Genomic DNA, 24,600 nt, shown 5'->3' with positions numbered 1-24,600 from the left:
ATGGCAAAGGGTAAATTCGAACGCACCAAGCCGCACGTCAACGTCGGCACGATTGGTCACGTGGACCACGGCAAGACGACGCTGACGGCCGCACTGACCAAGGTCGGCGCAGAGCGCTTCGGTGGCGAATTCAAGGCGTATGACGCGATCGACGCGGCGCCGGAAGAGAAGGCACGCGGCATCACGATTTCGACCGCCCACGTCGAATACGAATCGCCGAACCGTCACTACGCCCACGTGGATTGCCCGGGCCATGCTGACTACGTGAAGAACATGATCACGGGTGCCGCGCAGATGGACGGCGCGATCCTGGTGTGCTCGGCCGCTGACGGCCCGATGCCGCAGACCCGCGAACACATCCTGCTGTCGCGCCAGGTGGGCGTGCCGTACATCGTCGTGTTCCTGAACAAGGCCGACATGGTGGACGACGCCGAGCTGCTCGAGCTGGTCGAAATGGAAGTGCGTGAACTGCTCTCCAAGTACGACTTCCCGGGCGACGACACCCCGATCATCAAGGGTTCGGCGCTGAAGGCGCTGGAAGGCGACCAGTCGGAAATCGGCGTGCCGGCGATCATTGCCCTCGTCGACGCGCTGGACTCCTACATCCCGGAGCCGGTGCGTGCGATCGACAAGCCGTTCCTGATGCCGGTGGAAGACGTGTTCTCGATCTCGGGCCGCGGCACCGTGGTGACCGGTCGTATCGAGCGCGGCATCATCAAGGTCGGTGACGAAGTCGAAGTGGTCGGTATCCGTCCGACCCAGAAGACCACCGTCACGGGCGTGGAAATGTTCCGCAAGCTGCTGGACCAGGGTCAGGCAGGCGACAACGCCGGTCTGCTGCTGCGCGGCCTGAAGCGTGACGACGTCGAGCGTGGCCAGGTGCTGGCCAAGCCAGGCACGATCACCCCGCACACCGATTTCGAAGCCGAAGTCTATGTGCTGTCCAAGGACGAAGGTGGCCGTCATACCCCGTTCTTCAAGGGTTACCGTCCGCAGTTCTACTTCCGCACGACCGACGTGACGGGCGCTTGCCAGCTGCCGGAAGGCGTGGAAATGGTGATGCCGGGCGACAACGTGAAGATGGTGGTCAGCCTGATCCACCCGATCGCGATGGACGAAGGCCTGCGTTTCGCCATTCGCGAAGGCGGCCGCACCGTCGGCGCCGGCGTGGTGGCCAAGGTCATCAAGTAATACCCCTCGGGCTGCCACCTTCGGGTGGCAACCAGGAAAAAAGCCGGCCTCAGGGCCGGCTTTTTTTATGTGACTGGATCGGGGCACGCGCCCCTGGTGCGTCATTTCGCCTCGGCCTCGCGCGGGGACGCCGAGCAAAAAAAGCAGCATTCCGCGGAAAAAGAACCGCTTAGGTCTTTTCTTCTGCACGATAGTCAGCTATAGTCGCCGTCTTGCCTGTCGCCGGACCTAGGTTCGGGCGACCTTACAGCGAAATGAGGCACAGGAAGTGCTTCGAGTTCGCTGGCCTGGATGGCCAATACGCAAGAGAGGGCTCGGACGACGAAGCGTGACGCTTTGTTGACCTGGCCATTTCGCGCGTTTTATACTTTTCCGTCTAGGCGGGCCCGTTTTGGGCCTGCCTAGTCTTTTAAGGTCGATTTGCGGAGGGCATCAGCCCGCCACGAGCGACTGGTTGTAGGCAGTAAATGGGTTGTGCGGGTGGGCGAGAAGCTCACTCGAATCACAAGAATTGTTCTTTCGATAACAGGACACGGTTTATGGCGAACCAAAAGATTCGCATTCGGCTCAAGGCGTACGATCACCGTCTGATCGATCGCTCGGCCAGCGAGATCGTCGAGACTGCCAAGCGCACTGGCGCAACGGTACTCGGCCCGATTCCGCTCCCGACCAAGATCGAGCGTTACACCATTCTGGTGTCGCCGCACGTCGACAAAGATGCCCGCGACCAGTACGAAACCCGTACCCACAAGCGCGTGCTCGACATCGTTGACCCCAACGACAAAACCGTGGACGCGCTCATGAAGCTGGACCTCGCCGCTGGCGTGGACGTTCAGATCAAGCTTGGTTGAGCGAGAGACAGGATACGAAGATGAGTATCGGACTAGTTGGCCGCAAGTGCGGCATGAGCCGACTCTTCACTGAAGATGGCCGTTCGATTCCGGTGACCCTCATTGAGGCCACCCCGAATCGCGTCACGCAGCTGAAGACGGAAGAAAACGATGGTTACAGCGCTGTGCAGGTCGCAGCCGGCGTCAAGCGCGCCAGCCTGCTGACGCAGCCGCTGAAGGGTCACTACGCGAAGGCCAAGGTTGAGCCGGGTCGTGGTCTGTGGGAGTTCCGCGTGTCTGCCGACGACCTCGGCAAGTACAGCGTGGGCGCCGAGATCAAGGCCGACGACGTGTTCCAGGCAGGTCAGATTGTTGACGTTGCCGGCGTGTCGAAGGGTAAGGGCTTCCAGGGCACCATCAAGCGTTGGAACTTCACCATGGGTGACGCGACCCACGGTAACTCGCTGTCGCATCGTGCGCCGGGTTCTATCGGTCAGCGTCAGACCCCGGGCCGCGTGTTCCCGGGCAAGAAGATGTCGGGCCACATGGGTGCGGTCAACCGCACGCAGCAGGGCCTGGAAGTGGTCAAGGTCGACGCCGAGCGTCATCTGATCGCGGTGAAGGGCGCGGTGCCGGGTGCTACCGGCGGCGACGTCGTCATCCGTCCGACGACCAAGGGCTGAGGAGAGACGCCATGGAACTCAATGTTATTGGCGCCAAGCCGCTCAACGTGTCGGACGAAGTGTTCGGCGGTGAGCTCAAGCAGGCCCTGATCCACCAGGTCGTCATCGCCTATCAGGCGGGCGGCCGTGCCGGTACCCAGTCGCAGCTGTCGCGCGGCGAGATGTCCGGTACCACCAAGAAGTTCAAGAAGCAGAAGGGCGGCGGCGCCCGTCACGGTGACTACCGTGCACCGATCTTTGTCGGTGGTGGCCGTACGTTCGCTGCCAAGCCGCGCAGCTACGAGCAGAAGGTCAACCGCAAGTCGTATCGCGTTGCCATCCGTTCGATCCTCGCCGAGCTGGTCCGTCAGGACCGTCTGAAGGTGGTCGAGAGCTTCGGCATCGATACCCCCAAGACCAAGGCGATGGTTGCCAAGCTGGCTGAACTGCAGGTCTCGGGTCGCGTGCTGCTGGTGTCCGAAGACGCCAACGAAGCCACCTTCCTGGCCGCGCGCAACATCCCGTACATCCACGTCGTGGACGTGCTGGCGCTGAACCCGGTCAGCCTGGTCGGTTCGGACCACATCGTCATGACCGTCGATGCGGTGAAGAAGATCGAGGAGTGGCTGGCATGAGCAACGAACGCATTCTGAATACGCTGCGTGCGCCGCACATCTCGGAAAAGGCTGCACGCCTGGCCGAGAAGAACCAGTACGTATTCGTGGTCGCCCCCGAGGCAACCAAGGCCGATGTCCGCGCAGCGGTGGAACAGATGTTCGACGTCAAGGTCGAGCAGGTGAACCTCGTCAATGCCAAGGGCAAGGTCAAGTCCTTCCGTTTCCGCACTGGCAATCGCCAGGGCAAGCGTAAGGCCTATGTCCGCCTCGCCGATGGCCAGACCATCGACGTGTCGGCCAAAGCCTGAGCCAGGAGTTGAATTGAGATGGCACTGATCACTCACAAGCCGACCTCCCCCGGTCGTCGCGACGCAGTCAGCGTTCGCACCGAGGGCCTTCACAAGGGCGCGCCGTACGCGGCGTTGACCGAGGCGAAGACCAAGAACGGCGGTCGCAATAACTACGGTCGCATCACCGTTCGCCACCAGGGCGGCGGTCACAAGCAGCGTTACCGCATCATCGACTTCAAGCGCGACAAGGAAGGCATTGCCGCCAAGGTCGAGCGCATTGAATACGATCCGAACCGCACCGCGCATATCGCACTGCTGTGCTATGCCGACGGCGAGCGTCGTTACATCATCGCGCCCAAGGGCGTGCAGGCAGGCGATCGCCTGGTGTCGGGCAGCGATGCGCCGATCAAGGCCGGCAACAGCCTGCCGCTGCGCGCCATCCCGGTGGGTTCGACCATCCACTGCATCGAGATGCGTCCGGGCAAGGGTGCGCAGATTGCGCGCTCCGCCGGCGCTTCGGTCCAGCTGGTCGCTCGCGAATCGGGTTACGCCACGCTGCGTCTTCGCTCCGGCGAAATGCGCCGCGTGCCGGTCGATTGCCGCGCCACCATCGGTGAAGTGGGCAACGGCGAGCACAGCCTGAAGAAGCTCGGCAAGGCCGGCGCCAAGCGCTGGTTGGGTATTCGTCCCACCGTCCGCGGTGTGGTGATGAACCCGGTCGACCATCCGCACGGCGGTGGTGAGGGCAAGACCTCTGGCGGTCGTCACCCGGTTTCTCCGTGGGGTACGCCGGCCAAGGGCTACAAGACGCGCTCGAACAAGCGCACCCAGCAGTTCATCGTGCGTCGTCGCAAGTAATAGGAAACGATCATGCCGCGCTCTCTAAAGAAAGGTCCGTTTGTCGACCTGCACCTCGTAAAGAAGGTGGAAGCCGCCGTTTCCGCCAATAACAAGCGTCCGATCAAGACCTGGTCGCGCCGCTCGATGATCCTGCCGGAAATGGTCGGCCTGACCATCGCCATCCACAACGGCCGTCAGCATGTCCCTGTGCTGGTCAACGAGAACATGGTCGGGCACAAGCTCGGCGAGTTCGCGACGACCCGTACGTTCAAGGGCCATGGCGGCGACAAGAAGGGTAAGTGATGAGCACTGAAGCCAAAGCGATCCTGCGCAGCGCCCGCATTTCGGCGCAGAAGGCACGCCTGGTGGCTGACCTGGTCCGCGGCATGCCCGTGGGCCGAGCCAGCGACGTGCTCCAGTTCACCAACAAGAAGGCCGCAGCCCTTGTTCGCAAGGTGCTGTTGTCGGCCGTCGCCAACGCCGAGAACAACCTCGGCGCCGACGTCGACGACCTGAAGGTCGCCCGCATCTTCGTCGACGAAGGTCCGGCGATGAAGCGCATGTACGCCCGCGCCAAGGGCCGCGGTTCCCGCATCCTGAAGCGCACGAGCCACATCACTGTGGTCGTTGGCAACTAAAGAGGACGTAGACGATGGGTCATAAAGTTCATCCCACCGGTATCCGCCTCGGCATTGCCAAGGACTGGAACTCGAAGTGGTACGCCAACAAGGGCGAATACGCCCAGTACCTCGCTGCTGACCTCAAGGTCCGCGAGATGCTGCGCAAGAAGCTGGCCCAGGCCGGCATCTCCAAGATCCTCATCGAGCGTCCGGCCAAGACCGCACGCGTGACGATTCACACCGCCCGTCCGGGCGTGGTGATCGGCAAGAAGGGCGAGGATATCGAGAAGCTGCGCAAGGAAGTCAGTGACCTGATGGGCGTTCCGGCGCACATCAACGTCAGTGAAGTCCGTAAGCCTGAGCTGGACGCACAGCTGGTTGCCGAGTCGATCGCGCAGCAGCTGGAGCGTCGCATCATGTTCCGCCGCGCCATGAAGCGCTCGGTCGGCAATGCGATGCGCCTCGGTGCACTGGGTATCAAGATCAATGTCTCTGGCCGTTTGAACGGCGCTGAGATTGCTCGTTCCGAATGGAGCCGCGAAGGTCGCGTGCCGCTGCATACGCTGCGCGCCGACATCGACTACGGCACCGCCGAGGCTCATACGACCTACGGCGTCATCGGCATCAAGGTGTGGATCTACAAGGGCGAGATCTTCGACCTTGCAGCCGCCAGCCAGGAGTCGAAGGAAGAGCAGTCCCAGCCGCGCCGCGAGGGTGGTGAGGGTCGTCGTGAACAGCGTCGCGAGGGCGGTGAAGGCCGTCGCGAGCGGACGGCGAAGTAAGGGAGAGTTGCCATGCTGCAACCTAAGCGAACCAAATACCGTAAGCAGTTCAAGGGCCGTAACGATGGTCTGGCTTTCTCGTCGAACCTCGTCAGCTTTGGCGAGTTCGGTCTGAAGGCAACCACCTTTGGCGCCCTGACCGCTCGTCAGATCGAAGCCGGTCGTCGTTGCATCACCCGTTTTGTGAAGCGCGGCGGCAAGCTGTGGATCCGCGTGTACCCGGACAAGCCCATCACCAAGAAGCCCATCGAAGTTCGAATGGGTGCCGGTAAGGGTGGCGTCGAATACTGGGTCGCTCCGATCCAGCCGGGCCGCATGCTTTATGAAATCGAGGGTATCGACGAGGCGACGGCACGCGAGGCGTTCCGCCTGGCCGCTGCCAAGCTCTCGGTCCAGACCCAATTCGTGACCCGGGCGGTGATGTGATATGGCCATCAAAGATTTGACCACCAAGTCGGCCGACGAGCTGAACAAGCATCTGCTGGACCTCCGCAAGGAGCAGTTCAATCTGCGCATGCAGAAGGGCACCGGCCAGCTCAATCAGCCGCACCAGCTGCGCCGCGTTCGGCGCGACATCGCCCGCACGAAGTTCGTGCTCGGCGGAAAGAAGTAAGGGACGGCTGATATGAGCGACAACCAAAAGCAGACGCGCACCCTCGAGGGCCGCGTCATCAGTAACAAGATGGACAAGACCGTGACGGTCCTGATCGAGCGCCAGGAACAGCATCCGCTGATCGGCAAGATCATCCGTCGTTCGACCAAGCTTCACGCACAGGACGACCTGGGCGCGAACGAGGGCGACCTGGTCCGCATTGCAGAATGCCGTCCCTTGTCCAAGACCAAGCATCACCGCGTGGTCGAAATCATCACGCGCGCTAACGTCTAAGGGAGGGTGCAGACATGATCCAGATGCAAAGCACGCTTTCCGCGGCCGACAACAGCGGTGCCCGCGAACTGATGTGCATCAAGGTGCTCGGCGGCTCCAAGCGCCGTTACGCCGCGATCGGTGACGTAATCAAGGTCACCGTGAAAGATGCCATCCCCCGCGGCAAGGTGAAGAAGGGCGAGGTGTACAACGCCGTGGTGGTTCGTACCGCCAAGGGTGTGCGCCGTCCCGATGGCTCGCTGATCCGTTTCGACGGCAACGCAGCGGTCCTCCTCAACAATAAGCTCGAGCCGATTGGCACCCGTATCTTCGGGCCGGTCACTCGCGAGCTGCGCAGCGAGAAGTTCATGAAGATCGTCTCCCTCGCGCCCGAAGTGCTCTGAGCGGAGACTAGACCATGAACCGTATCCGCAAGGGTGATCAGGTCCTCGTGATCACCGGCAAAAACAAGGGTCAGCGCGGCGACGTGCTGCGCGTTGACGGCGAGCGTGTGTTCGTCTCCAACGTGAACCTGGTCAAGCGTCACACCAAGCCGAACCCGCAGGCCAACCAGGCTGGCGGCATCGTCGAGCGTGAGGCTTCGATCCACATCTCCAACGTCCAGCTGTTCAACTCCGCCACGGGCAAGGGTGAACGCGTTGGCGCCAAGACGCTCTCTGATGGGCGTAAGGTGCGCGTGTTCAAGTCCTCCGGCGAAGTTGTGGACGCGTAAGGAATCAATCATGACGACGCGTCTCGAAACCTTTTACAAAGACCAGGTCATCCAGAAGCTCACCGAGCGTTTTGGTTACCAGAACGTGATGCAGGTTCCCCGCATCACCAAGATCACGCTGAACATGGGCGTGGGCGAAGCGGCGGGCAACAAGAAAGTGCTCGAGAACGCCGTGGCCGACATGGCCAAGATCTCCGGCCAGAAGCCGATCCAGACCAAGGCCCGCGTGTCGGTTGCCTCGTTCAAGATCCGCGACGGCTGGCCGATCGGCTGTAAGGTCACCCTGCGCCGCGCGCAGATGTGGGAATTCCTCGATCGCCTGATCAACATCTCGCTGCCGCGTACGCGCGACTTCCGTGGTGTGTCGGGTCGCGCTTTTGACGGCCGCGGTAACTACAACTTCGGCATCAAAGAGCAGATCATCTTCCCGGAAATCGACTTCGACGCCGTCGACGCGATGCGTGGTATGGATATCTCCATCACCACCACCGCCAAGTCGGACGACGAGGCCAAAGCGCTGCTGGAAGCCTTCAGCTTCCCGTTCCGCAACTGATACACGCGAGAGATATCTATCCATGGCAAAGACCTCGATGGTCAACCGCGATATCAAGCGGACCAAGCTCGTCAAGAAGTACGCCGCCAAGCGCGCCGAACTGAAGGCGATCGTGCTGAGCCCCAGCGCCTCGTATGACGAGAAGATGGAAGCCCAGACCAAGCTGCAGAAGCTGCCGCGCGACGCGAGCCCGTCTCGCCAGCGCACCCGCTGTGCTCTGACCGGCCGTCCGCGCGCCGTGTATCAGAAGTTCGGCCTGGGCCGCAACAAGCTGCGCGAAGCCACCATGCGTGGTGACGTGCCTGGCCTGCGCAAGGCCAGCTGGTAATACCCCAAACAGGGCGTTGACGGGTTTCGGCCCGTTGGCGTTCGATGCGGCGGTAGGCGTCAGCCTGCCGCCGTTGGCGCGATTTATGCGCTGATGTTCGCAAAGTCGGAAAAAGCTGTTATAGTCGTCGGTCTGCGTTCCGCAGGTCGGCACTGTGCCGGCTCACAATTGAATTGATTTCCGGTTTTTCGGATATCGGTGCACTCTGAAGGATGTTTTCATGAGCATGACTGATCCCATCGCCGATCTGTTTACGCGCATCCGCAATGCCCAGCTCACGGGCAAGCAGACCGTAAACATGCCGTCGTCGAAGCTGAAGGTGGCCATCGCCAACCTTCTCAAGAATGAGGGCTATATCCTCGACGCCAAGGCCTCCTCCGTGGAAGGCAAGCCGGTGCTCGAGATCAAGCTCAAGTATTTCGAAGGCCGTCCGGCTATCGAAACCATTGCCCGTGTCAGCCGTTCCGGTCTCCGCGTCTACCGCGGCAAGGACGAGCTGCCGAAGGTCCTCGGTGGCCTGGGTATCTCGATCATCTCGACTTCCGCCGGTCTGCTGACCGACGCGCAGGCCCGTGCCAAGGGTCTGGGCGGCGAAGTCATCGGCCAGGTCGCATAAGGAGCCGACGATGTCCCGCGTAGCCAAGAAACCGATCAACCTGCCCAAGGGCGTTGAAGTCAAGTCCGACGCCACCGGCATTTCCGTCAAGGGCCCGAAGGGCACCCTGGCGATCCATCACCTGCCGGGCGCCTCGATCAATATCGATAACGGCGTTGCCAACATCGTTCTCGCCGAAGGCGCGGACGACAAGTTCGGCGGCACCCTGCGCGCGCTGCTGGCCAACATGGTCAAGGGCGTGTCCGACGGTTACGAGCGCAAGCTCGAGCTGGTCGGCGTGGGCTACCGTGCCTCGATGGCCGGCAAGTCGCTGAACATCGCCCTGGGCTTTTCGCACCCGGTGGTGTTCGAAGCGCCGGAAGGCATCACCATCGAAACCCCGACGCAGACCGAAATCCTCATCAAGGGTTCGGACAAGCAGCGCGTGGGCGAAGTGGCTGCCAAGATCCGTGGCTTCCGTCCGCCGGAACCCTATAAGGGCAAGGGCGTGCGCTACTCCGGCGAGAAGATCACCCTGAAGGAAGCCAAGAAGGCGTAAGCGGTCCCTCGCGAAAGAGCAGCCATCCATGGCTGCACTCTTCAAAAAGGCTAAAGCTGCTTGTCGATCCGCTTCTAGGAACTATGACGATGAACAAGAACGAATCCCGCCTGCGTCGCGCCAAGTCGACTCGCTCCCACATCCGCAAGCTCGGTGTGGCGCGTCTGTCCGTGCATCGCACCGGTCAGCACCTGTACGCACAGGTGTTTGCCGCCGACGGCCTGAACGTGGTGGCAGCTGCCTCCACCGTGCAGAAGTCGGTTGCTGAAGGTCTGAAGGGCACGAAGAACCTCACCGCTGCCGCCGCTGTCGGCAAGGCTGTGGCTGAGCGTGCGTTGGCCGCTGGTATCGAGTCCGTGGCGTTCGATCGCTCGGGCTTCCGCTACCACGGTCGCATCAAGGCGCTGGCCGATGCGGCCCGCGAAGCCGGCCTGAAGTTCTAAGGCCGCTTGGTATCGGGTGCCGGTCCGCCGGCACTTGATGCCAACAGAAGTACCCACAACTCCAAGCGGCTCAGCCGCAAGTAAAAGTCCCGGTTTGCCGGGCACATGGAAAAAAACATGTCTTCTACCGATCGCGAAAATTCAGACGGCCTGCTCGAGAAGCTGATTGCCGTTAACCGCGTGGCCAAGACCGTCAAGGGTGGCCGCCAGATGAGCTTCACTGCGCTGACCGTGGTCGGCGACGGCGAAGGCCGCGTGGGTTTTGGTTATGGCAAGGCGCGTGAAGTGCCGGTCGCCATCTCCAAGGCCATGGAGCGCGCCCGCCGCCAGATGGTGAGCATCGATTTGAACAACGGCACCCTGTGGTACGCCATCAAGGCCAACCACGGCGCAGCCCGCGTGTTCATGCAGCCGGCTTCCGAAGGTACCGGCGTGATCGCCGGCGGCGCCATGCGCGCTGTGCTGGAAGTGGTGGGCGTGAAGAACGTGCTGGCCAAGGCCGTCGGTTCGCGTAACCCGATCAACCTGGTCCGCGCGACCATCAAGGGCCTGCAGGCCGTTGCCTCGCCGAAGCAGATCGCTGCCAAGCGTGGCAAGACCCTGGAAGAGGTGCTGGGCAATGGCTAAGAACAACGAAACCGCCGCCACCGTGCGCGTGCGCCTGGTCAAGGGCCTGCGCGGTGTGCAGAGCCGCCATCGCCTGAGCGTGAAGGCGCTCGGCCTGAGCAAGCTCAATGACGTCCGTGAACTGAAGGACAGCCCGCAGGTTCGCGGCCTGATCAACACGGTCTATTACCTCGTGCGGGTTGAGGAGTAATCACCATGCGTCTTAACGACATCAAGCCGGCCGCCGGCTCCCGCAAGACCCGCCTTCGCGTGGGTCGCGGTATCGGTTCGGGCCTCGGCAAGACCGCCGGTCGCGGTCACAAGGGTCAGCACGCTCGCGCGGGCGGCACCCACAAGTACGGTTTCGAAGGCGGCCAGATGCCGCTGCAGCGTCGCCTGCCGAAGGTTGGCTTCCGCTCGCTGAAGAAGAAAGAAAGCCAGGAAGTGTTCCTGTACCAGCTGGCCACCCTGAAGGCTGACGTGATCGACACGATCGCGCTGCACCAGGCGGGTCTGATCGACAGCCATGCCAAGAAGGTCAAGGTTGTCCTCAAGGGTGAAATCGGCCGCGCCGTGAAGCTGTCGGGCGTGCTGGCTACGGCCGGCGCCAAGGCAGCGATCGAAGCTGCCGGCGGCAGCGTGGAGTAATCACGTGGCGTCAGCCCAGGGCACATCGCTCGGATCGCTCGGCAAGCTGACGGAACTGCGTCAGCGCATCTTCTTCGTGATTGGTGCGCTGATCGTCTTCCGTCTCGGTTCCTTCATCCCGGTTCCCGGCGTCAACCCGGAAGCCATGACGAACCTGATCGAGCAGGGCGGCGGCCTGATGAACATGTTCAACATGTTCTCGGGTGGCTCGCTGGCACGCTTCTCGGTGTTCGCGCTCGGCGTGGTGCCTTACATCTCTGCATCCATCGTGGTGCAGATGATGGGTTCGGTGATCCCGAGCCTGCAGGCGCTGCGCAAGGAAGGTGAGTCGGGTCGTCGCAAGATGACCACCTACACCCGGTTTGGCACGGTCGGCCTGGCGGCCTTCCAGGCGTTCGGCATCGCGGTGGCCCTGCAGAAGCAGGTCGCGGCGGGCGGTGCGCCGGTGGTCTACACGCCGGGCATGGGCTTCATCATGGCGTCGATCGTTGGCCTCACGGCCGGCACGATGTTCCTGATGTGGCTGGGTGAGCAGATCACCGAGCGCGGTATCGGCAACGGTATTTCGCTGCTGATCTTCGCCGGTATCGTGGCGGGTCTGCCGGGTGCGGTCGCGCACACGCTGACCATGGCCAACAACGGCGAGCTCTCCGTGATCCGGATGCTCATGGTGGTCGGCCTGATCCTCGCGGTGACGGCGTTCGTGGTGTTCATGGAGCGCGCCCAGCGGCGCATCACCGTGAACTACGCGCGTCGCTCCGGCGGTCAGCGGGCCTACATGAACCAGACCTCGCACCTGCCGCTCAAGATCAACATGGCCGGTGTGATTCCGCCGATCTTCGCCTCGAGTCTGCTGATGTTCCCGGCGACGGCGGCCACCTGGTTCGGCCAGGGCCACCAGTCGCGCTGGATCACCGAGCTGACCCAGGCGCTGACCCCGGGTGAGCCCCTGTACGACATCGTCTTCGCGGTGCTGGTGATCACTTTCGCCTTCTTCTATACGGCGATCGTGTTCAACTCCCAGGAGACGGCGGACAACCTCAAGCGCTCCGGCGCCTTGATTCCGGGCATCCGCCCGGGCCGCTCCACGGCTGACTACATCGACAACGTGATGACCCGTCTTACCGGTGTCGGCGCGCTGTACCTGGTGCTGGTCTGCCTGGTTCCATCGTTTATGCAAAAAGCGTGGCACGTCCCGTTCTACTTCGGTGGCACCTCTCTGCTCATCGTCGTGGTCGTGGTGATGGATTTCACTGCTCAGGTGCAGGCGCACCTGGTCAGTCACCAGTACGAAAGCCTGCTGAAGAAGGCCAACCTCCGCCGCAACTGATGGCTGCTGGGGTGGTGTGAAGTTGGTCTAAGTCGGAGGGCGGCGGTACCCCAGGTACCGCAGGGCTTTCCTAATGGGTTGTTTAAGGTTAGAATTGCGCGTTTACCGCGCACGAAACGCATCGGAGAAAGTACATCATGGCGCGCATCGCGGGTGTCAATTTGCCGGTCCAGAAGCATGTCTGGGTTGGCCTGCAGAGCATTTACGGGATCGGCCGCAGCCGGGCCAAGAAGGTCTGCGCGGACGCTGGCGTGGTTCCCACCACCCAGATCAAGTCCCTGAGTGAAGGCGAGGTGGAGAAGATCCGCCACGAAATCAGCAAGTACGTCGTTGAAGGCGATCTGCGTCGCGAGGTGGGTATTGCCATCAAGCGTCTGATGGATCTGGGTTGCTACCGCGGTCTGCGTCACCGCCGTGGTCTGCCGGTGCGCGGCCAGCGCACGCGTACCAATGCACGCACCCGTAAGGGTCCGCGTCGCGCCATCAAGAAGTAACGGATTCCGAACATGGCTAAGCCTGTCAAGACCAAGAAGAAGATCAAGCGCGTTGTCACGGATGCCGTGGCCCACGTGCAGGCCTCCTTCAACAACACCATCGTCACCATCACCGATCGCCAGGGCAATGCCCTGTCGTGGGCGACTGCCGGCGGCGCGGGTTTCCGCGGCTCGCGTAAGTCGACCCCGTTCGCTGCCCAGGTTGCCGCCGAAAAGGCTGGCCGCGCTGCTGGCGACTACGGTGTGAAGACCGTGGAAGTGCGCATCAAGGGCCCGGGTCCGGGTCGTGAGTCCGCCGTGCGTTCGCTGAACGCGCTGGGCTACAAGGTGCTCAACATCATCGACGTCACGCCGATTCCGCATAACGGCTGCCGTCCCCCCAAGAAGCGTCGAGTCTAAGGAGCATACCCATGGCCCGTTATCGTGGAGCTACCTGCAAACTCGCCCGTCGTGAGGGTGCAGATCTCAGCCTGAAGAGCCCGGCCCGCGCGCTGGACTCCAAGTGCAAGCTGGAAAACAAGCCCGGCCAGCATGGCGCCAACAAGCGCATGCGCATGTCCGACTATGCCAACCAGCTGCGTGAAAAGCAGAAGGTCAAGCGCATCTACGGCGTGCTCGAGCGTCAGTTCAGCAACTACTACTCCAAGGCGTCGACCCTCAAGGGCAACACCGGCGAGAACCTGCTGCGCCTGCTCGAAAGCCGTCTGGACAACGTCGTTTACCGCATGGGTTTCGCGGTCACCCGCGCCCAGGCCCGTCAGCTGGTCAGCCACAAGGCTGTGCTGGTCAACGGCAAGAAGGTGAACATCCCGTCGTACCAGGTTCGCCCGGGCGACGCGGTTGCACTGACCGAGCGTGCGCGCACCCAGCTGCGCGTGCAGGAAGCGGCAACCGTGTTCGACACCATGGACCTGCGTCCGCAGTGGGTCGAAGTCGACAGCAAGAAGTTCGAAGGTACGTTCAAGTCGATGCCGGACCGCGGCGATCTGCCGACCGACATCAATGAGAGCCTGATCGTCGAGCTCTACTCGAAGTAATCAACCGGAGCCCTGCATGGCAGTTTCGTCAACTAGCGTGCTGCGCCCTCGCGGCCTCAGCGTCGAGCAACTCGGAGCCAACCGCGCCAAGGTGGTGGTCGAGCCGCTCGAGCGTGGTTTTGGCCACACCCTGGGCAACGCGCTGCGCCGCGTGCTGCTCTCCTCGATCCCTGGCTCTGCCATCGTCGAGGTGGAAATTGATGGCGTGCTGCACGAGTACACCACCCTGGAAGGCCTGCAGGAGGACGTCATTGAAGTCCTGCTCAACCTCAAGGACGTGGCGATTCGCCAGCATTCGGGTGATGAAGTCACCCTGACCTTGTCCAAGAAGGGCAAGGGCGTGGTCACCGCCGGCGACATCGCCGTCGACCACTCGGTGGAAATCATCAACCCCGAGCATGTGATCTGCCACCTGACCAAGGACATCGCCCTCAACATGCGCCTGAAGGTGCGTCGCGGCGTCGGCTACCAGCCGGCCAGCGCGCGCCAGCATCCGGATGATGAGGCTCGTCCGATTGGCCGCCTGCAGCTCGACGCGTCGTTCGCGCCGGTCCTGCGTGTTGCCTACGAAGTTGACGCCGCTCGCGTTGAGCAGCGCACCAACCTCGACAAGCTTGTGCTCGATATCGAAACCAACGGCACCATCGGTGCGGAAGATGCGGTTCGCAAGGCCGCTGAAATCCTCAACGACCAGCTGTCGGTGTTTGGTGACTTCTCGCGTCGCGAGAGCGCCACCGACAAGGCGGAGAAGGGCGGTTTCGATCCGCTGCTGCTGCGTCCGATCGACGATCTGGAGCTCACCGTGCGTTCGGCTAACTGCCTGAAGGCCGAGAGCATCTACTACATCGGCGACCTGGTGCAGAAGACGGAAGTCGAGCTGCTCAAGACGCCGAACCTCGGCAAGAAGTCCCTGACCGAAATCAAGGACGTGCTGGGTGGTCGTGGTCTCGCGCTCGGTATGAAGCTTGAAAACTGGCCGCCGCCGGGTCTGTCCCACGGCATGCAGCTGGGTTAAGTGTTTTGGCGGTCGTTCGCGACCGCCGGCTGTAACGGCAAACTGGCGAGCGTGCTTCAAGTGCGCTCGCCAGCTGCTTAAGCGGTATCAAAACCGCACGTTGATTTTGGGTGACCACCTTTGGTCGCCGGTATTGGTGCTCTGACGAGTGTTCAACCCTCGGATTTTGCAGACGCCTGAAACGGCCAGCTTGGCCGTCTAGCTCAATAAGAGCCCGTTGTACCAAGGGCTTCATCAGCGGGTAACCGCGGGAAGTCGGACCTAACCGCCGGCTTTTCATAACAACAGACATAGAGAGTATTGCCATGCGCCACCAGAAATCCGGTCGCAAGCTCAACCGCACGAGCAGCCACCGCGAAGCCATGTTCAAGAACATGGCCGCGTCGCTGATCAAGCACGAGCTGATCCGCACCACCCTTCCCAAGGCGAAGGAACTCCGTCGCGTCGCCGAGCCGCTCATCACGCTCGCCAAGACCGATGGCGTTGCCAACCGTCGTCTCGCTTTCGCGCGTCTGCGCGACAAGCAGGCCGTCGGCAAGCTGTTCGTCGAGCTGGGTCCCCGCTACCAGACCCGTCCCGGCGGCTACCTGCGTATCCTCAAGTGCGGCTTCCGCCCGGGCGACAACGCTCCGATGGCGTACGTCGAGCTGGTCGATCGCCCGCAGACCGACGCTGCTGCCGAGTAATCGTAAGCAACACGTGTTTTGCAAAACCCTGGCAGGGCAACCTGCCGGGGTTTTTGCTTTTTGGCGGAAGTGTGTGGTGCCAGCGCAAGGCGCGTAGAGGCATCCCGGGGCATGGCTACCGATCATGGTCGTGGGAAGTTGCGATGCTGCCATCGCGCTGCGGCCGTACTTTTTGCACTCGCCGCGGGTGGGTGGATTGGCAGGGCTGACAGGGGCGGGGCAAGCGGGTAATGTCCGCTTTCGCATTGCAGCACAGCCAGGCCATGAACCCTTTCCGTTGGTCGTATCGCGCCACCTATTTCGCCGGTTTCCTCATCTGCGTCGCGCTGCTGGGCTTTGCCCTGTATGCAGAGCACGTGCTCAACATGATCCCGTGTCCGCTGTGCATTTTTCAGCGCATCGCCTTCATGGTGATGGCAGTGTTCTTCCTGCTTGGCGGTTTGCATGCGCCGCGCGGCGGTGCGCGTTGGATCTATACCGGTGGCGTCGTGCTGGGCGCCCTCGGCGGCGGCATCACGGCCGCGCGTCACCTGTGGCTGCAGACGCTGCCGGCTGATCAGATCCCGGCCTGTGGCCCGAATCTTGGCTACATGATGGATACGTTCCCGTTCGCCAAAGTGCTAAAACTGGTGTTCACCGGCTCGGGCGAGTGCGCCAAGATCGAGCCGGTGCTTGGCCTGCCCATGCCGGCGTGGACGCTGATGTGGTATGTGCTGCTGGTGATCGCGGCGGTCGTCGCCGCCACGCGCAAGCGAGTCTGAGCAGGGTTTTTCTTTATGTCGCAGGTTATGCCCGTCAAGCCTTCACCCTCCGCCGATCTGGAAGGCTGGTCGCCGCAGAGTTGGCAGGGTCGGCAGGCGTTGCAGCAGCCGCTGTATGAGGACGCCGCCGAGCTGGCGCGCGCCACCGACCAGCTCGCCACGCTGCCGCCGCTGGTCACCTCGTGGGAAGTGCTGTCGCTGAAAAAGGCACTGGCCGAAGCGCAGGAAGGGCAGCGTTTCCTGCTGCAAGGCGGTGACTGCGCGGAGAGTTTTGCCGACTGCACCAGCCCGATCATTTCCAACCGGCTCAAGGTGCTCCTGCAGATGAGCCTGGTGCTGGTGCACGGGCTCAAGAAGCCGGTTCTGCGCGTGGGCCGCTTTGCCGGCCAATACGCCAAGCCGCGCTCGACCGACCAGGAGACGCGCGACGGCGTGACCTTGCCGAGTTTTCGCGGCGACGTGGTCAATGGACCGGAGTTCACGCCCGAAGCGCGTCGTGCCGATCCCCAGCGCCTGATTCAGGGGCATGCGCATTCTGCGCTCACCATGAACTTCGTGCGTGCGCTGATCGACGGTGGCTTTGCCGACTTGCATCATCCCGAGTACTGGGACCTGGCCTGGGTCGAGCATTCGCCGCTGGCTGCCGAATACCGGCGCATGGTGGCAGCCATCGGCGATTCGCTGCGTTTCATGGAGACCCTGGCCGGCCCCATCGCCGGTTTTTCTCGCGTGGATTTCTTCACCTCGCACGAAGCGCTGTTGCTGCACTACGAGCAGGCGTTGACGCGCAAAGTGCCACGCCACCAGGGCTGGTTCAACCTGTCCACGCATTTCCCGTGGATCGGCATGCGTACCGCGGCGCTGGATGGCGCCCACGTTGAATATTTCCGCGGCATCCGCAACCCGATCGCGGTGAAGGTGGGGCCCTCGGTCACGCCGGATCAGTTGTTGCCGGTGATCGATGCCTTGAATCCGGAGGACGAGCCCGGTCGCCTCACCCTGATCCATCGCATGGGCAACGGACTCATTGGCAGCGCGCTGCCGCCGCTGCTCGAGGCCGTGAGGCGGGAAGGGCGCCGGGTGCTGTGGGTCGCCGATCCGATGCATGGCAATACCGAAACCACCTCCAATGGCTATAAGACGCGCCGCTTCGACAATATCCGCGGTGAGCTGGATCAGGCCTTTGATATTCACGCGACGGCGGGAACGCGGCTGGGTGGCGTGCATCTGGAGCTGACCGGCGAGGACGTCACCGAATGCATGGGCGGCGCCCGTGATCTCAACGAGGCTGATCTGGATCGCGCCTACAAGTCCATGGTTGATCCGCGGCTCAATTACGAGCAGTCGCTGGAGCTGGCCATGTTGATCGTGCGCAAATCCGTCGGCGCGTCGCCCCGCTGACAGGGTGCGAGCGTGGACCTGCAAAAAAAGATGTGAAAAACCTAGCCCGGCCCGTCGCCGGGCTTTGTTTTTGCATGGGAAGGTACGGAGTCCCGCGGCTGCCGCGATGCAGCGCGTTGCCTAAGACGTTTCCTGCGACAATCGGCAACTCGCTGACGACTCGATCTCACTGCTGCGCAAGGCCTGGACCGGTCTGACGCGTTTTTTGAAACAGGGGTTTGGCACTACTCGATGGTCACGGCAACGAAAGGACACGACGACGCAGGGAAACGTGCGACGTTCCACGCAAAGCTTCGCCAGATAGGCGTTGTCGTCGCTTATGCGGTGGGTTTTTCGCTGCTCAAGGAAATCTCCACGTCCCACTGGAACATGATTGCCGGCCTGCGCCTGCTGTGCCTGCTGGTGGTGCCGTACCGCTACTGGCCGGCCATGATCATCGGCGAGACGATCCCGCTGATCGATCTGGGTTGGACCTACCATGTCCGTTTTGGAACACTCTGGGCAGTTTTGGTCAGCATTTCGCCGATGCTGATCACCGCGCCGGTGATTGCATGGTGCCGGCGGCGCATGCCCCTGTGGGTGGATGGTCGCGTGAACATCACGGCGATCATGGCCTGCATTCTTGCCGGCAGCGTCGTCAGTGCCCTGGTCAACACCGGCACCTTTGCCGGGATGACATTCCTGCCTGGCGAACCGCCGCATCCGGTGACCGTGCACACCGTGCTCGAGTATTTCCTCGGCAGTTACCTCGGCGGGCTGACCCTGGTCCCGCCGGTGTTCGCCTGGCGCAGCTGGTCCGGCCGCCAGACCGCGAGCGCGGTGTCGATGAAGCGGGAGGCCTTGGTCGACTGCATCAAGGGCGTGGTGCCCTCGCTGCTGCTGCTGATCTGGCTGGCCTCGGCCCAGCTTGGCGACGAAGTCGTAGCCGTTGCCCGCATGGCGATGTTCCTGCCGGTGGCATGGCTGACCCTGCGGCTGGGCTGGCAGGGTGCGGCCATCGGTGGCCTGCTCGCCAGCATCGCCGTCGAGCTCACCATGACGGTGGAGCGCGACCCGGCCGTCATGCAGGCGCAGGCGCTCATTTCCTTCGCCGTCTCCAGTTTGATCATGTTGGGCGCGCGTCTGGCGCCGAAGTCGGTCGGTGATCAGGGCGGGCGTCTGGAAAGCAATGACAGCCTGCGTGGATTCCTGTTGGCGCAGCAAGGCCTTTATCAGGAGGAGTTGCGCCTGCGTCACGTGGCCGAATCGCTCGATCGCCTGGGCCAGTCCATGCGCGATGGCCAGCACCGCATGATGGAACGTCTTCGGCCGGTGCTGCCGGCCAGCATGGAGCAGACCTATGCCCGGCATCTGGATCTGACCCAGCTAGAAATGCAGCGCCTTGCGGACGCCCTGCATCCGCGCGCCTGGCGCGAGCATGGTCTGGCGGCGACCTTCGAGAGCGGTCCCCTGGCCAAAGCCGCTTCGCTGGTCGGTGCGGGCTATAGCTGCACGCTCACGGGCAGCGGCCTCAACCAGCTGGCGCCCGATGTCCACATGATGCTCTACCGCCAGGCCTGCGAGGTGCTGGTGTACATGCTGGCGCGCGAGCCAATGAAGTGCGTGCGCTTGCATATCCGCGGCGGCTGCTCGCACGGCCGGCGCTGGGTGGTGTTGCGCATGAGCGCCGTGCGCTCGGCGCCTGCGCTGCGCGGACGACCGGTACCCGAATGGCGCCAGCTCGTATCGCTGCTGGGCACCAATGGCCAGGGCATGGCCACGGTGCGCGAACGCGCGCTCATCTATGGTGGCGTGGTGCACGAACGCGAGAGCGAGGATCACCTCGGCGTGACGCTGCTGCTGCACGACGCGCTGCGCGTCGATACGCCCGAGTCGTTGCCGATGCCGCCGATGTCTCGTGCGGTCTCCGCCTGACCCACACGGGAAATCGACAGCACGGGGATCAAGCTTGTGCGGCATGATGTCGCTAAGTCGCGCCGTCTGGCGGTTTGATCCTGCACAGCGTGGATGCGCGCCTATAATCGGCCACCGTTGCGGCGCGGTACGTCCTCGCCGGCACTCACGCGTAGGTCGGGGATACATGAAAACCCTTTCAGCGAAGTGGTCGCAGGCCGGGCGCGCATGGTGCGCATGGATGGCGTTGATCTTGTTGACGCACGCCGGCATCGGTCGCGCACAGGACGTGCCACATCCCGTCATCCCTGACACCCTGCAGCAACGCATCGCCGCGTGCACCGCCTGTCACGGCGCGCATGGTGAAGGCACGCCGGAAAGCGGATTTTTTCCGCGCCTGGCGGGCAAGCCTGCCGGTTATCTCGCGCGCCAGTTGAAGGATTTCCAGCTGGGCCTGCGCAAGTACGCTCCGATGGAATACACCGTGCGGCAGCTCAGCCCCGAATACATGCACGAGATCGCCGAGTACTTCGCCGCGCAAGAGGTTCCTTACGCGCCTTCGCCGCTGCCGCGTGTCACCGCGCAGACGCAAGAGCGCGGTGAAACACTGGTGATGCACGGCGATCCATCGCGACAGATTCCCGCTTGCCAGTCCTGCCATGGCAGCCAGCTCACTGGCGTGCAGCCCGATATTCCGGGGCTGGTTGGTTTGCCGTATGACTATCTCAGCTCGCAGCTCGGTTCATGGCGAACCAAGACGCGCGCGATGGCGGCACCCGATTGCATGGCGGAAATCGCCAATCGCCTGAGCGATTCGGATATCACCGCCGTATCGGCATGGCTGGCCAGCCGTGCACTGCCGGCTGACATGCACGCACAGGCACCAGGGTCGGTGACGCCGCCGCTGCATTGCGGCGTGCTTGGCGACCAGGGAGACGGCACATGAAGCGCGTGGCGATCATCATTGTCGTGGTTGTGCTGCTGGCCGGCGGCTGGTGGTTGTTTCAGCACCAGGCGCAGCCATCGGTGGCGCCTTCCCCAATCAAGGCAGATGCCGCGAGCCTGAAGGATCCGGCGCTGGTCGCCCAAGGCGAATACCTCACCGTGGTGGGCGATTGTGCGTCCTGCCATACCGCGCAAGGCGGCGAGCGTTATGCGGGTGGGCGCGTGCTGCCCACGCCGTTCGGCAATATTCCTACGCCCAATATCACGCCCGATCATGCGACCGGACTGGGTGACTGGAGCTTCGAGGATTTCTGGCAGGCGCTGCACAGCGGCAAGGGACGCCACGGCGAATTTCTGTATCCCGTGTTCTCTTATACCTCCTACACCAAGGTGTCGCGCGAGGATGCGCTGGCGATGTTCGCCTATCTGCAATCGTTGGCGCCGGTGCATGCGCCGGCGCAACAGCCGTCCCTGGCATTTCCATACAACGTGCGCAGCGGCCTGAAGGCGTGGCGCGCGCTGTACTTCCACGAAGGCGAATTCCAACGCGACGCCTCCAAGTCCGAGGCGTGGAATCGCGGCGCGTACCTGGTGCAGGGATTGGGTCACTGCAACGAATGCCACGCACCGCGTGATTCGCTGGGTGGGCAGGAAGGCAAGGCCTCGCTGGCCGGCGGACAGATTCCCGCGCAGAACTGGTACGCACCGGACCTGAGCATGCAGGCCAATGGCGGGCTTGCCGGCTGGAGCGAGCAGGATCTCGTCGACCTGCTGAAGACCGGGCAGTCCGCGCGCGGCACGGCGTTTGGACCCATGGCCGACGTGGTGGTGCAGAGCACGCAACACCTTCACGATGAGGACCTGCGCGCCATCGCCACCTATCTGCAATCGCTGCCGCCGCGAGCTGCCACCAAGTCAGAGGAACCGCTGTTCGACACGCACGCCATCATGGCGCAGGGCGCGAAGGTGTACGACCAGCGTTGCGCCGATTGCCACGGCAAGGACGGCAACGGCGTGGCGGGCATCTATCCGCCGCTCAACGGCAATTCTTCGGTGAACGAGCCCACTGCCATCAATGCGATGCGCGTGGTCCTGCTGGGCGGCTTTGCGCCGGTGACCAAGGGCAACCCGCGGCCTTATTCGATGCCACCGTTTGCGCAGCAGTTGAGCGACGCCGATGTCGCGGCGGTGGTGACTTACATCCGCCGGTCGTGGACCAACGCTGCCTCGGTGGTGATGGAGCGCGACGTCAGCAAATACCGCCACACGCCGATCGACTGATCGGCGCTGCGCACATCACGCCGGCGCGCCTGCGTGGCGGGAAGCCTCGCCGATGCAGCCGGCGCCGACGAGTGCTTCGCGCACCGCCTGTTCGAACGGCGTGTAGAGCTCGCTTCCAAGGAACGCCTTGAGCTTGGCGTCATCGAGCTGCACTGCGTCGCGCCACAGATAGCGCATCTTGCACAGCTCGCGCATCGTTTCGTTGAACGGCGAGGCAAGCTGCGCCAGCCACCAGGGGAATCGTCCGGCCTTGATCGTGTCATCGCCGGCGGCATGGCGCACGGCGTCGAGCATCGCGTGCCCATCGACCCAGTAGCCGCCGAAATGAAAACGTTCGAAGGGCGCCAGTTGGTCTTCGCGATCGAGTAGACGTGCCAGGATCTGGGCGACATCCGGCAGATAGGCCCAGCTATGGCCGATGCTGTAGTCGCCGGGATAAGCGATGCGCGTGACCGGCTTGCCGGCCTGCAGCAATCCCTGCGCGAACCAGTTGTTGCCGGCGCGCGGGCCAAAGAAGTCGCCGCAGCGGAGTACCAGCACGCGGGCGCCGGATTGCGCAGCCATCTGCAGGCGGCGTTCCATCTCCACGCGGATCTCGCCCTTGCGGGTGCGCGGATGCTGCGGCGCATCCTCGCCAAGCAGGGGAAAGGCGTCCGGACCGTAGTTGTAGACAGTGCCTGGCAGCACGATGCGGGCGCCATTCGCCTGGGCTGCAGCGATGGTGTTGTCCACCATGGGCAGCACCAGTTGGTTCCAAGCCTTGTAACCGGGCGGGTTCACGGCGTGGACGATCACATGCACGCCGACCGCGGCGGCGAGTACATCGGCGCGCTGCATGGCGTCGCCAACGCGCCAGTCGATGGTGCCCGGGCCCGCTTCCGGGACCTTGCGGACCAGGGCCCGCACCCGCCAGCCACGTCGTAGCAGGGCGGCGCTGGTTTCCTGGCCAATGCCGCCGTTGGCGCCGATCACTAGAGCCGTACGCTGTGTTTGCATGATACGTCCTCGTTGGGAGGAGCCCAGCTTGCGAGCCTGCTGACTAAAAGAAAATTGGCGATTGGCGAAGATCTGCTATAAAAATATGCATGGCTAACCTGGAACCCGGCTGGGAGCTCTATCGATCCTTTCTCGCCGTGATGCGGGAAGGCAGCCTGTCCGGTGCGGCCCGCGCACTGGGCATGACCCAGCCCAGCCTTGGGCGTCATATGCGGGAGCTGGAATCGGCGCTGGGGGCGGCGCTGTTCGCGCGCTCGCCGCAAGGCCTGCTACCGACCGAGTTGGCGCGGGAGCTGGTGCCGCATGCGCAAGCCATGGCATCCGCCTCGGCTGCCCTGCAGCGCACGGCATCGGCCGGTCGCGGCGAGGTCAGCGGCACGGTGCGGCTGACGGCGAGCGACGTGATCGCCACCGAGGTGCTGCCGTCGATGCTGGCCGACTTCCGCGAACACCACCCGGGCATCGTGATCGAGCTGGCGCCGTCCAACCAGGCTGCCGACCTGCTGCGACGCGACGCCGACATCGCCATCCGCATGCACCAGCCCACCCAGGATGCACTGATCGCCCGGCATGTGGGGCGGGTGGAGCTGGGCATGTTCGCGCACAGGCGCTACCTGGAATCGCACGGCTATCCGCAGACGCTGGCGGAACTGAGCGGGCATGCGTTGATCGGCTTCGATACCGAAACACCGTATATCCGTCGCCTGCGTCCGCAGGGCCTGCCCTATGCGCGGGAACACTTCGCGCTGCGCACCGACAGCGACCTGGCTGCCCTGGCCGCGATCCGTGCGGGTTTCGGCATCGGCATCATGCAGGTCAATCTGGCCAGGCGGGACGCCGCCTTGATCCGGCTATTTCCGGCGGAGGTGTCGCTGGCGCTGGAGACCTGGGTGGTGATGCACGAGGACCTGCGTCCCAGCCTGCGCGTGCGCCGCCTGTTCGATCACCTGGCCTCGGCGCTGGCGATCTACACGCAGGCCTAGCGCGCCCTTACCAGGGCCGCGAGCGCGTGCCAGGGGCCAAGATCCCAATGCCCCCGCGCCTGCCCGGAAGGCGAGGGCAGCACGAACAGCTGCGTTTGTCCGTAGCGTTCTTGCTGCAGGCCATAGCCGGTGGCGTGTCCGAGCGCGGCACGTGCCGCCGCCTTGCTGGTGAAGGCGAGCACGCGAGGCGCATGGCGTTCGATGCGCTTGCGCAAGGCGTCGGCGTCGAATGCATCCCGCGGCAGCTCGTCGTCATTGCCGATGTGATGTTTGGCCAGATCGGTCAGCCCGATGCCGAGCGCGGGAAGCTGCGGAAACTCGGCCGGCGCAAACAGCCGTGGCGTTAACGCCACGGCGTGCAGCGCGCGCCAGAACAGGTTGCCCGGATGCGCGTAGTAGGCCGCCTGCTCGGCCGAGCGACGCCCGGCAGCGGTGCCGCAGAACACCAGGTCCAGGCCAGGTCGGAGCAGATCGGGAAGGATCGGGTCGGGCATCCGGCCAAGCATAGCCGGCGAATACATACGCGGCTAAAGGAACACTCGCCGGTACATGAAATCCCTTGAATGCGCGCTGGTTGGCGACGTGAAAGCGCTTGCGCGGCCTAGCCTCTTTCACG

Annotated in this window: 36 protein-coding genes; 34 read left to right on the top strand and 2 right to left on the bottom strand. The window is 63.3% G+C overall.

Annotation, left to right across the window (positions count from 1 at the left end):
• The 33 genes from tuf (at position 1) to Y882_RS15685 (ending at position 22,005) form a co-directional block, all read left to right on the top strand.
• Positions 1 to 1,191, top strand: coding sequence for an elongation factor Tu (tuf, locus tag Y882_RS15845; protein WP_046972914.1), 1,191 nt, complete (start codon positions 1 to 3; stop codon positions 1,189 to 1,191).
• 539 nt (positions 1,192 to 1,730) lie between these two features.
• A complete protein-coding gene (gene rpsJ, locus Y882_RS15840; protein WP_017461875.1) occupies positions 1,731 to 2,042 on the top strand; it encodes a 30S ribosomal protein S10 in 312 nt (103 codons plus the stop codon).
• 20 nt (positions 2,043 to 2,062) lie between these two features.
• Positions 2,063 to 2,704 carry a 50S ribosomal protein L3 gene (gene rplC, locus Y882_RS15835; RefSeq protein ID WP_046972913.1) on the top strand — a complete coding sequence of 214 codons (642 nt, stop codon included), beginning with the start codon at positions 2,063 to 2,065 and terminating at the stop codon, positions 2,702 to 2,704.
• Positions 2,705 to 2,715: 11 nt separating this feature from the next.
• On the top strand, positions 2,716 to 3,318 hold the full coding sequence (gene rplD, locus Y882_RS15830; RefSeq protein WP_046972912.1) for a 50S ribosomal protein L4: 603 nt from the start codon (positions 2,716 to 2,718) through the stop codon (positions 3,316 to 3,318).
• Positions 3,315 to 3,608: a 50S ribosomal protein L23 gene (rplW, locus tag Y882_RS15825; RefSeq protein ID WP_046972911.1), complete on the top strand. Its 294-nt coding sequence runs from the start codon at positions 3,315 to 3,317 to the stop codon at positions 3,606 to 3,608. The genes rplD and rplW overlap by 4 nt, the downstream gene beginning before the upstream one ends.
• 18 nt (positions 3,609 to 3,626) lie before the next feature.
• Positions 3,627 to 4,448 carry a 50S ribosomal protein L2 gene (gene rplB / locus Y882_RS15820; RefSeq protein ID WP_046972910.1) on the top strand — a complete coding sequence of 274 codons (822 nt, stop codon included), beginning with the start codon at positions 3,627 to 3,629 and terminating at the stop codon, positions 4,446 to 4,448.
• A gap of 12 nt (positions 4,449 to 4,460) precedes the next feature.
• Positions 4,461 to 4,733 (top strand): 30S ribosomal protein S19, encoded by a 273-nt coding sequence (gene rpsS / locus Y882_RS15815; protein WP_046972909.1) that lies wholly within the window; start codon positions 4,461 to 4,463, stop codon positions 4,731 to 4,733.
• Positions 4,733 to 5,068: a 50S ribosomal protein L22 gene (rplV, locus tag Y882_RS15810; protein ID WP_046972908.1), complete on the top strand. Its 336-nt coding sequence runs from the start codon at positions 4,733 to 4,735 to the stop codon at positions 5,066 to 5,068. The genes rpsS and rplV overlap by 1 nt, the downstream gene beginning before the upstream one ends.
• Positions 5,069 to 5,082: 14 nt before the next feature.
• A complete protein-coding gene (rpsC, locus tag Y882_RS15805) occupies positions 5,083 to 5,832 on the top strand; it encodes a 30S ribosomal protein S3 (protein ID WP_046972907.1) in 750 nt (249 codons plus the stop codon).
• A 12-nt stretch (positions 5,833 to 5,844) separates the two neighbouring features.
• The gene (gene rplP / locus Y882_RS15800; RefSeq protein ID WP_019464892.1) at positions 5,845 to 6,258 is read left to right on the top strand and encodes a 50S ribosomal protein L16; all 414 of its coding nucleotides are present in this window, start codon (positions 5,845 to 5,847) and stop codon (positions 6,256 to 6,258) included.
• Position 6,259: 1 nt separating this feature from the next.
• Entirely contained in the window at positions 6,260 to 6,445 is a 186-nt protein-coding gene (rpmC, locus tag Y882_RS15795) for a 50S ribosomal protein L29 (protein WP_046972906.1), read from the top strand.
• A 12-nt stretch (positions 6,446 to 6,457) separates the two neighbouring features.
• A complete protein-coding gene (rpsQ, locus tag Y882_RS15790; RefSeq protein ID WP_038620426.1) occupies positions 6,458 to 6,718 on the top strand; it encodes a 30S ribosomal protein S17 in 261 nt (86 codons plus the stop codon).
• Between the two features lie 14 nt (positions 6,719 to 6,732).
• Complete coding sequence (gene rplN, locus Y882_RS15785) at positions 6,733 to 7,101, top strand: 50S ribosomal protein L14 (RefSeq protein WP_038620422.1); 369 nt, start codon at positions 6,733 to 6,735, stop codon at positions 7,099 to 7,101.
• A 14-nt stretch (positions 7,102 to 7,115) separates the two neighbouring features.
• Positions 7,116 to 7,430, top strand: coding sequence for a 50S ribosomal protein L24 (gene rplX / locus Y882_RS15780; RefSeq protein ID WP_046972905.1), 315 nt, complete (start codon positions 7,116 to 7,118; stop codon positions 7,428 to 7,430).
• Positions 7,431 to 7,440: 10 nt separating this feature from the next.
• Entirely contained in the window at positions 7,441 to 7,983 is a 543-nt protein-coding gene (gene rplE / locus Y882_RS15775; RefSeq protein WP_046972904.1) for a 50S ribosomal protein L5, read from the top strand.
• A gap of 22 nt (positions 7,984 to 8,005) precedes the next feature.
• Positions 8,006 to 8,311 (top strand): 30S ribosomal protein S14, encoded by a 306-nt coding sequence (gene rpsN / locus Y882_RS15770; protein ID WP_046972903.1) that lies wholly within the window; start codon positions 8,006 to 8,008, stop codon positions 8,309 to 8,311.
• Between the two features lie 220 nt (positions 8,312 to 8,531).
• On the top strand, positions 8,532 to 8,927 hold the full coding sequence (gene rpsH / locus Y882_RS15765) for a 30S ribosomal protein S8 (protein WP_046972902.1): 396 nt from the start codon (positions 8,532 to 8,534) through the stop codon (positions 8,925 to 8,927).
• Positions 8,928 to 8,937: 10 nt separating this feature from the next.
• Positions 8,938 to 9,465 carry a 50S ribosomal protein L6 gene (rplF, locus tag Y882_RS15760; protein ID WP_046972901.1) on the top strand — a complete coding sequence of 176 codons (528 nt, stop codon included), beginning with the start codon at positions 8,938 to 8,940 and terminating at the stop codon, positions 9,463 to 9,465.
• An 83-nt stretch (positions 9,466 to 9,548) separates the two neighbouring features.
• Complete coding sequence (gene rplR, locus Y882_RS15755) at positions 9,549 to 9,908, top strand: 50S ribosomal protein L18 (protein WP_046972900.1); 360 nt, start codon at positions 9,549 to 9,551, stop codon at positions 9,906 to 9,908.
• 117 nt (positions 9,909 to 10,025) lie between these two features.
• Positions 10,026 to 10,535, top strand: a complete 510-nt coding sequence (gene rpsE / locus Y882_RS15750) for a 30S ribosomal protein S5 (RefSeq protein WP_046972899.1) — start codon at positions 10,026 to 10,028, stop codon at positions 10,533 to 10,535.
• On the top strand, positions 10,528 to 10,725 hold the full coding sequence (gene rpmD / locus Y882_RS15745; RefSeq protein ID WP_046972898.1) for a 50S ribosomal protein L30: 198 nt from the start codon (positions 10,528 to 10,530) through the stop codon (positions 10,723 to 10,725). The genes rpsE and rpmD overlap by 8 nt, the downstream gene beginning before the upstream one ends.
• The gene (gene rplO, locus Y882_RS15740) at positions 10,725 to 11,162 is read left to right on the top strand and encodes a 50S ribosomal protein L15 (RefSeq protein WP_199045596.1); all 438 of its coding nucleotides are present in this window, start codon (positions 10,725 to 10,727) and stop codon (positions 11,160 to 11,162) included. Before rpmD ends, rplO begins: the two co-directional genes overlap by 1 nt.
• A gap of 4 nt (positions 11,163 to 11,166) precedes the next feature.
• Positions 11,167 to 12,492, top strand: coding sequence for a preprotein translocase subunit SecY (gene secY, locus Y882_RS15735; protein WP_046972896.1), 1,326 nt, complete (start codon positions 11,167 to 11,169; stop codon positions 12,490 to 12,492).
• 137 nt (positions 12,493 to 12,629) lie between these two features.
• On the top strand, positions 12,630 to 12,986 hold the full coding sequence (gene rpsM, locus Y882_RS15730; protein WP_046972895.1) for a 30S ribosomal protein S13: 357 nt from the start codon (positions 12,630 to 12,632) through the stop codon (positions 12,984 to 12,986).
• 12 nt (positions 12,987 to 12,998) lie between these two features.
• Positions 12,999 to 13,385, top strand: a complete 387-nt coding sequence (gene rpsK / locus Y882_RS15725) for a 30S ribosomal protein S11 (RefSeq protein ID WP_007513384.1) — start codon at positions 12,999 to 13,001, stop codon at positions 13,383 to 13,385.
• A gap of 11 nt (positions 13,386 to 13,396) precedes the next feature.
• Positions 13,397 to 14,023, top strand: coding sequence for a 30S ribosomal protein S4 (gene rpsD, locus Y882_RS15720; protein ID WP_046972894.1), 627 nt, complete (start codon positions 13,397 to 13,399; stop codon positions 14,021 to 14,023).
• Between the two features lie 16 nt (positions 14,024 to 14,039).
• The gene (locus tag Y882_RS15715) at positions 14,040 to 15,038 is read left to right on the top strand and encodes a DNA-directed RNA polymerase subunit alpha (RefSeq protein WP_026033857.1); all 999 of its coding nucleotides are present in this window, start codon (positions 14,040 to 14,042) and stop codon (positions 15,036 to 15,038) included.
• A 305-nt stretch (positions 15,039 to 15,343) separates the two neighbouring features.
• A complete protein-coding gene (rplQ, locus tag Y882_RS15710) occupies positions 15,344 to 15,724 on the top strand; it encodes a 50S ribosomal protein L17 (protein ID WP_046972893.1) in 381 nt (126 codons plus the stop codon).
• A 263-nt stretch (positions 15,725 to 15,987) separates the two neighbouring features.
• Positions 15,988 to 16,485 carry a disulfide bond formation protein B gene (locus Y882_RS15705; RefSeq protein WP_046972919.1) on the top strand — a complete coding sequence of 166 codons (498 nt, stop codon included), beginning with the start codon at positions 15,988 to 15,990 and terminating at the stop codon, positions 16,483 to 16,485.
• A gap of 15 nt (positions 16,486 to 16,500) precedes the next feature.
• Positions 16,501 to 17,886, top strand: a complete 1,386-nt coding sequence (locus tag Y882_RS15700; protein ID WP_046972892.1) for a class II 3-deoxy-7-phosphoheptulonate synthase — start codon at positions 16,501 to 16,503, stop codon at positions 17,884 to 17,886.
• A 231-nt stretch (positions 17,887 to 18,117) separates the two neighbouring features.
• The gene (locus tag Y882_RS15695) at positions 18,118 to 19,800 is read left to right on the top strand and encodes an MASE1 domain-containing protein (RefSeq protein ID WP_082121147.1); all 1,683 of its coding nucleotides are present in this window, start codon (positions 18,118 to 18,120) and stop codon (positions 19,798 to 19,800) included.
• A 220-nt stretch (positions 19,801 to 20,020) separates the two neighbouring features.
• A complete protein-coding gene (locus tag Y882_RS15690; RefSeq protein WP_244466368.1) occupies positions 20,021 to 20,725 on the top strand; it encodes a c-type cytochrome in 705 nt (234 codons plus the stop codon).
• Positions 20,722 to 22,005, top strand: coding sequence for a c-type cytochrome (locus Y882_RS15685; RefSeq protein ID WP_046972889.1), 1,284 nt, complete (start codon positions 20,722 to 20,724; stop codon positions 22,003 to 22,005). The genes Y882_RS15690 and Y882_RS15685 overlap by 4 nt, the downstream gene beginning before the upstream one ends.
• Positions 22,006 to 22,020: 15 nt before the next feature.
• On the opposite strand, the gene Y882_RS15680 is transcribed toward Y882_RS15685, so the two are convergent.
• Complete coding sequence (locus Y882_RS15680; RefSeq protein ID WP_046972888.1) at positions 22,021 to 23,001, bottom strand: NAD-dependent epimerase/dehydratase family protein; 981 nt, start codon at positions 22,999 to 23,001, stop codon at positions 22,021 to 22,023.
• 89 nt (positions 23,002 to 23,090) lie between these two features.
• On the opposite strand from Y882_RS15680, the gene Y882_RS15675 reads away from it, so the two are divergent.
• Complete coding sequence (locus Y882_RS15675; protein WP_046972887.1) at positions 23,091 to 23,984, top strand: LysR family transcriptional regulator; 894 nt, start codon at positions 23,091 to 23,093, stop codon at positions 23,982 to 23,984.
• Here Y882_RS15675 and Y882_RS15670 read toward each other — a convergent pair.
• Positions 23,981 to 24,478 carry a mismatch-specific DNA-glycosylase gene (locus tag Y882_RS15670; RefSeq protein ID WP_244466367.1) on the bottom strand — a complete coding sequence of 166 codons (498 nt, stop codon included), beginning with the start codon at positions 24,476 to 24,478 and terminating at the stop codon, positions 23,981 to 23,983. The two genes, Y882_RS15675 and Y882_RS15670, sit on opposite strands and share 4 nt — an antisense overlap.
• Between the last annotated feature and the right edge of the window lie 122 nt (positions 24,479 to 24,600).

It is taken from the genome of Dyella japonica DSM 16301 (genome assembly GCF_001010355.1).
In the GTDB taxonomy this organism is placed as follows: domain Bacteria; phylum Pseudomonadota; class Gammaproteobacteria; order Xanthomonadales; family Rhodanobacteraceae; genus Dyella; species Dyella japonica.
This window is presented reverse-complemented; position numbering and strand designations above follow the sequence as displayed.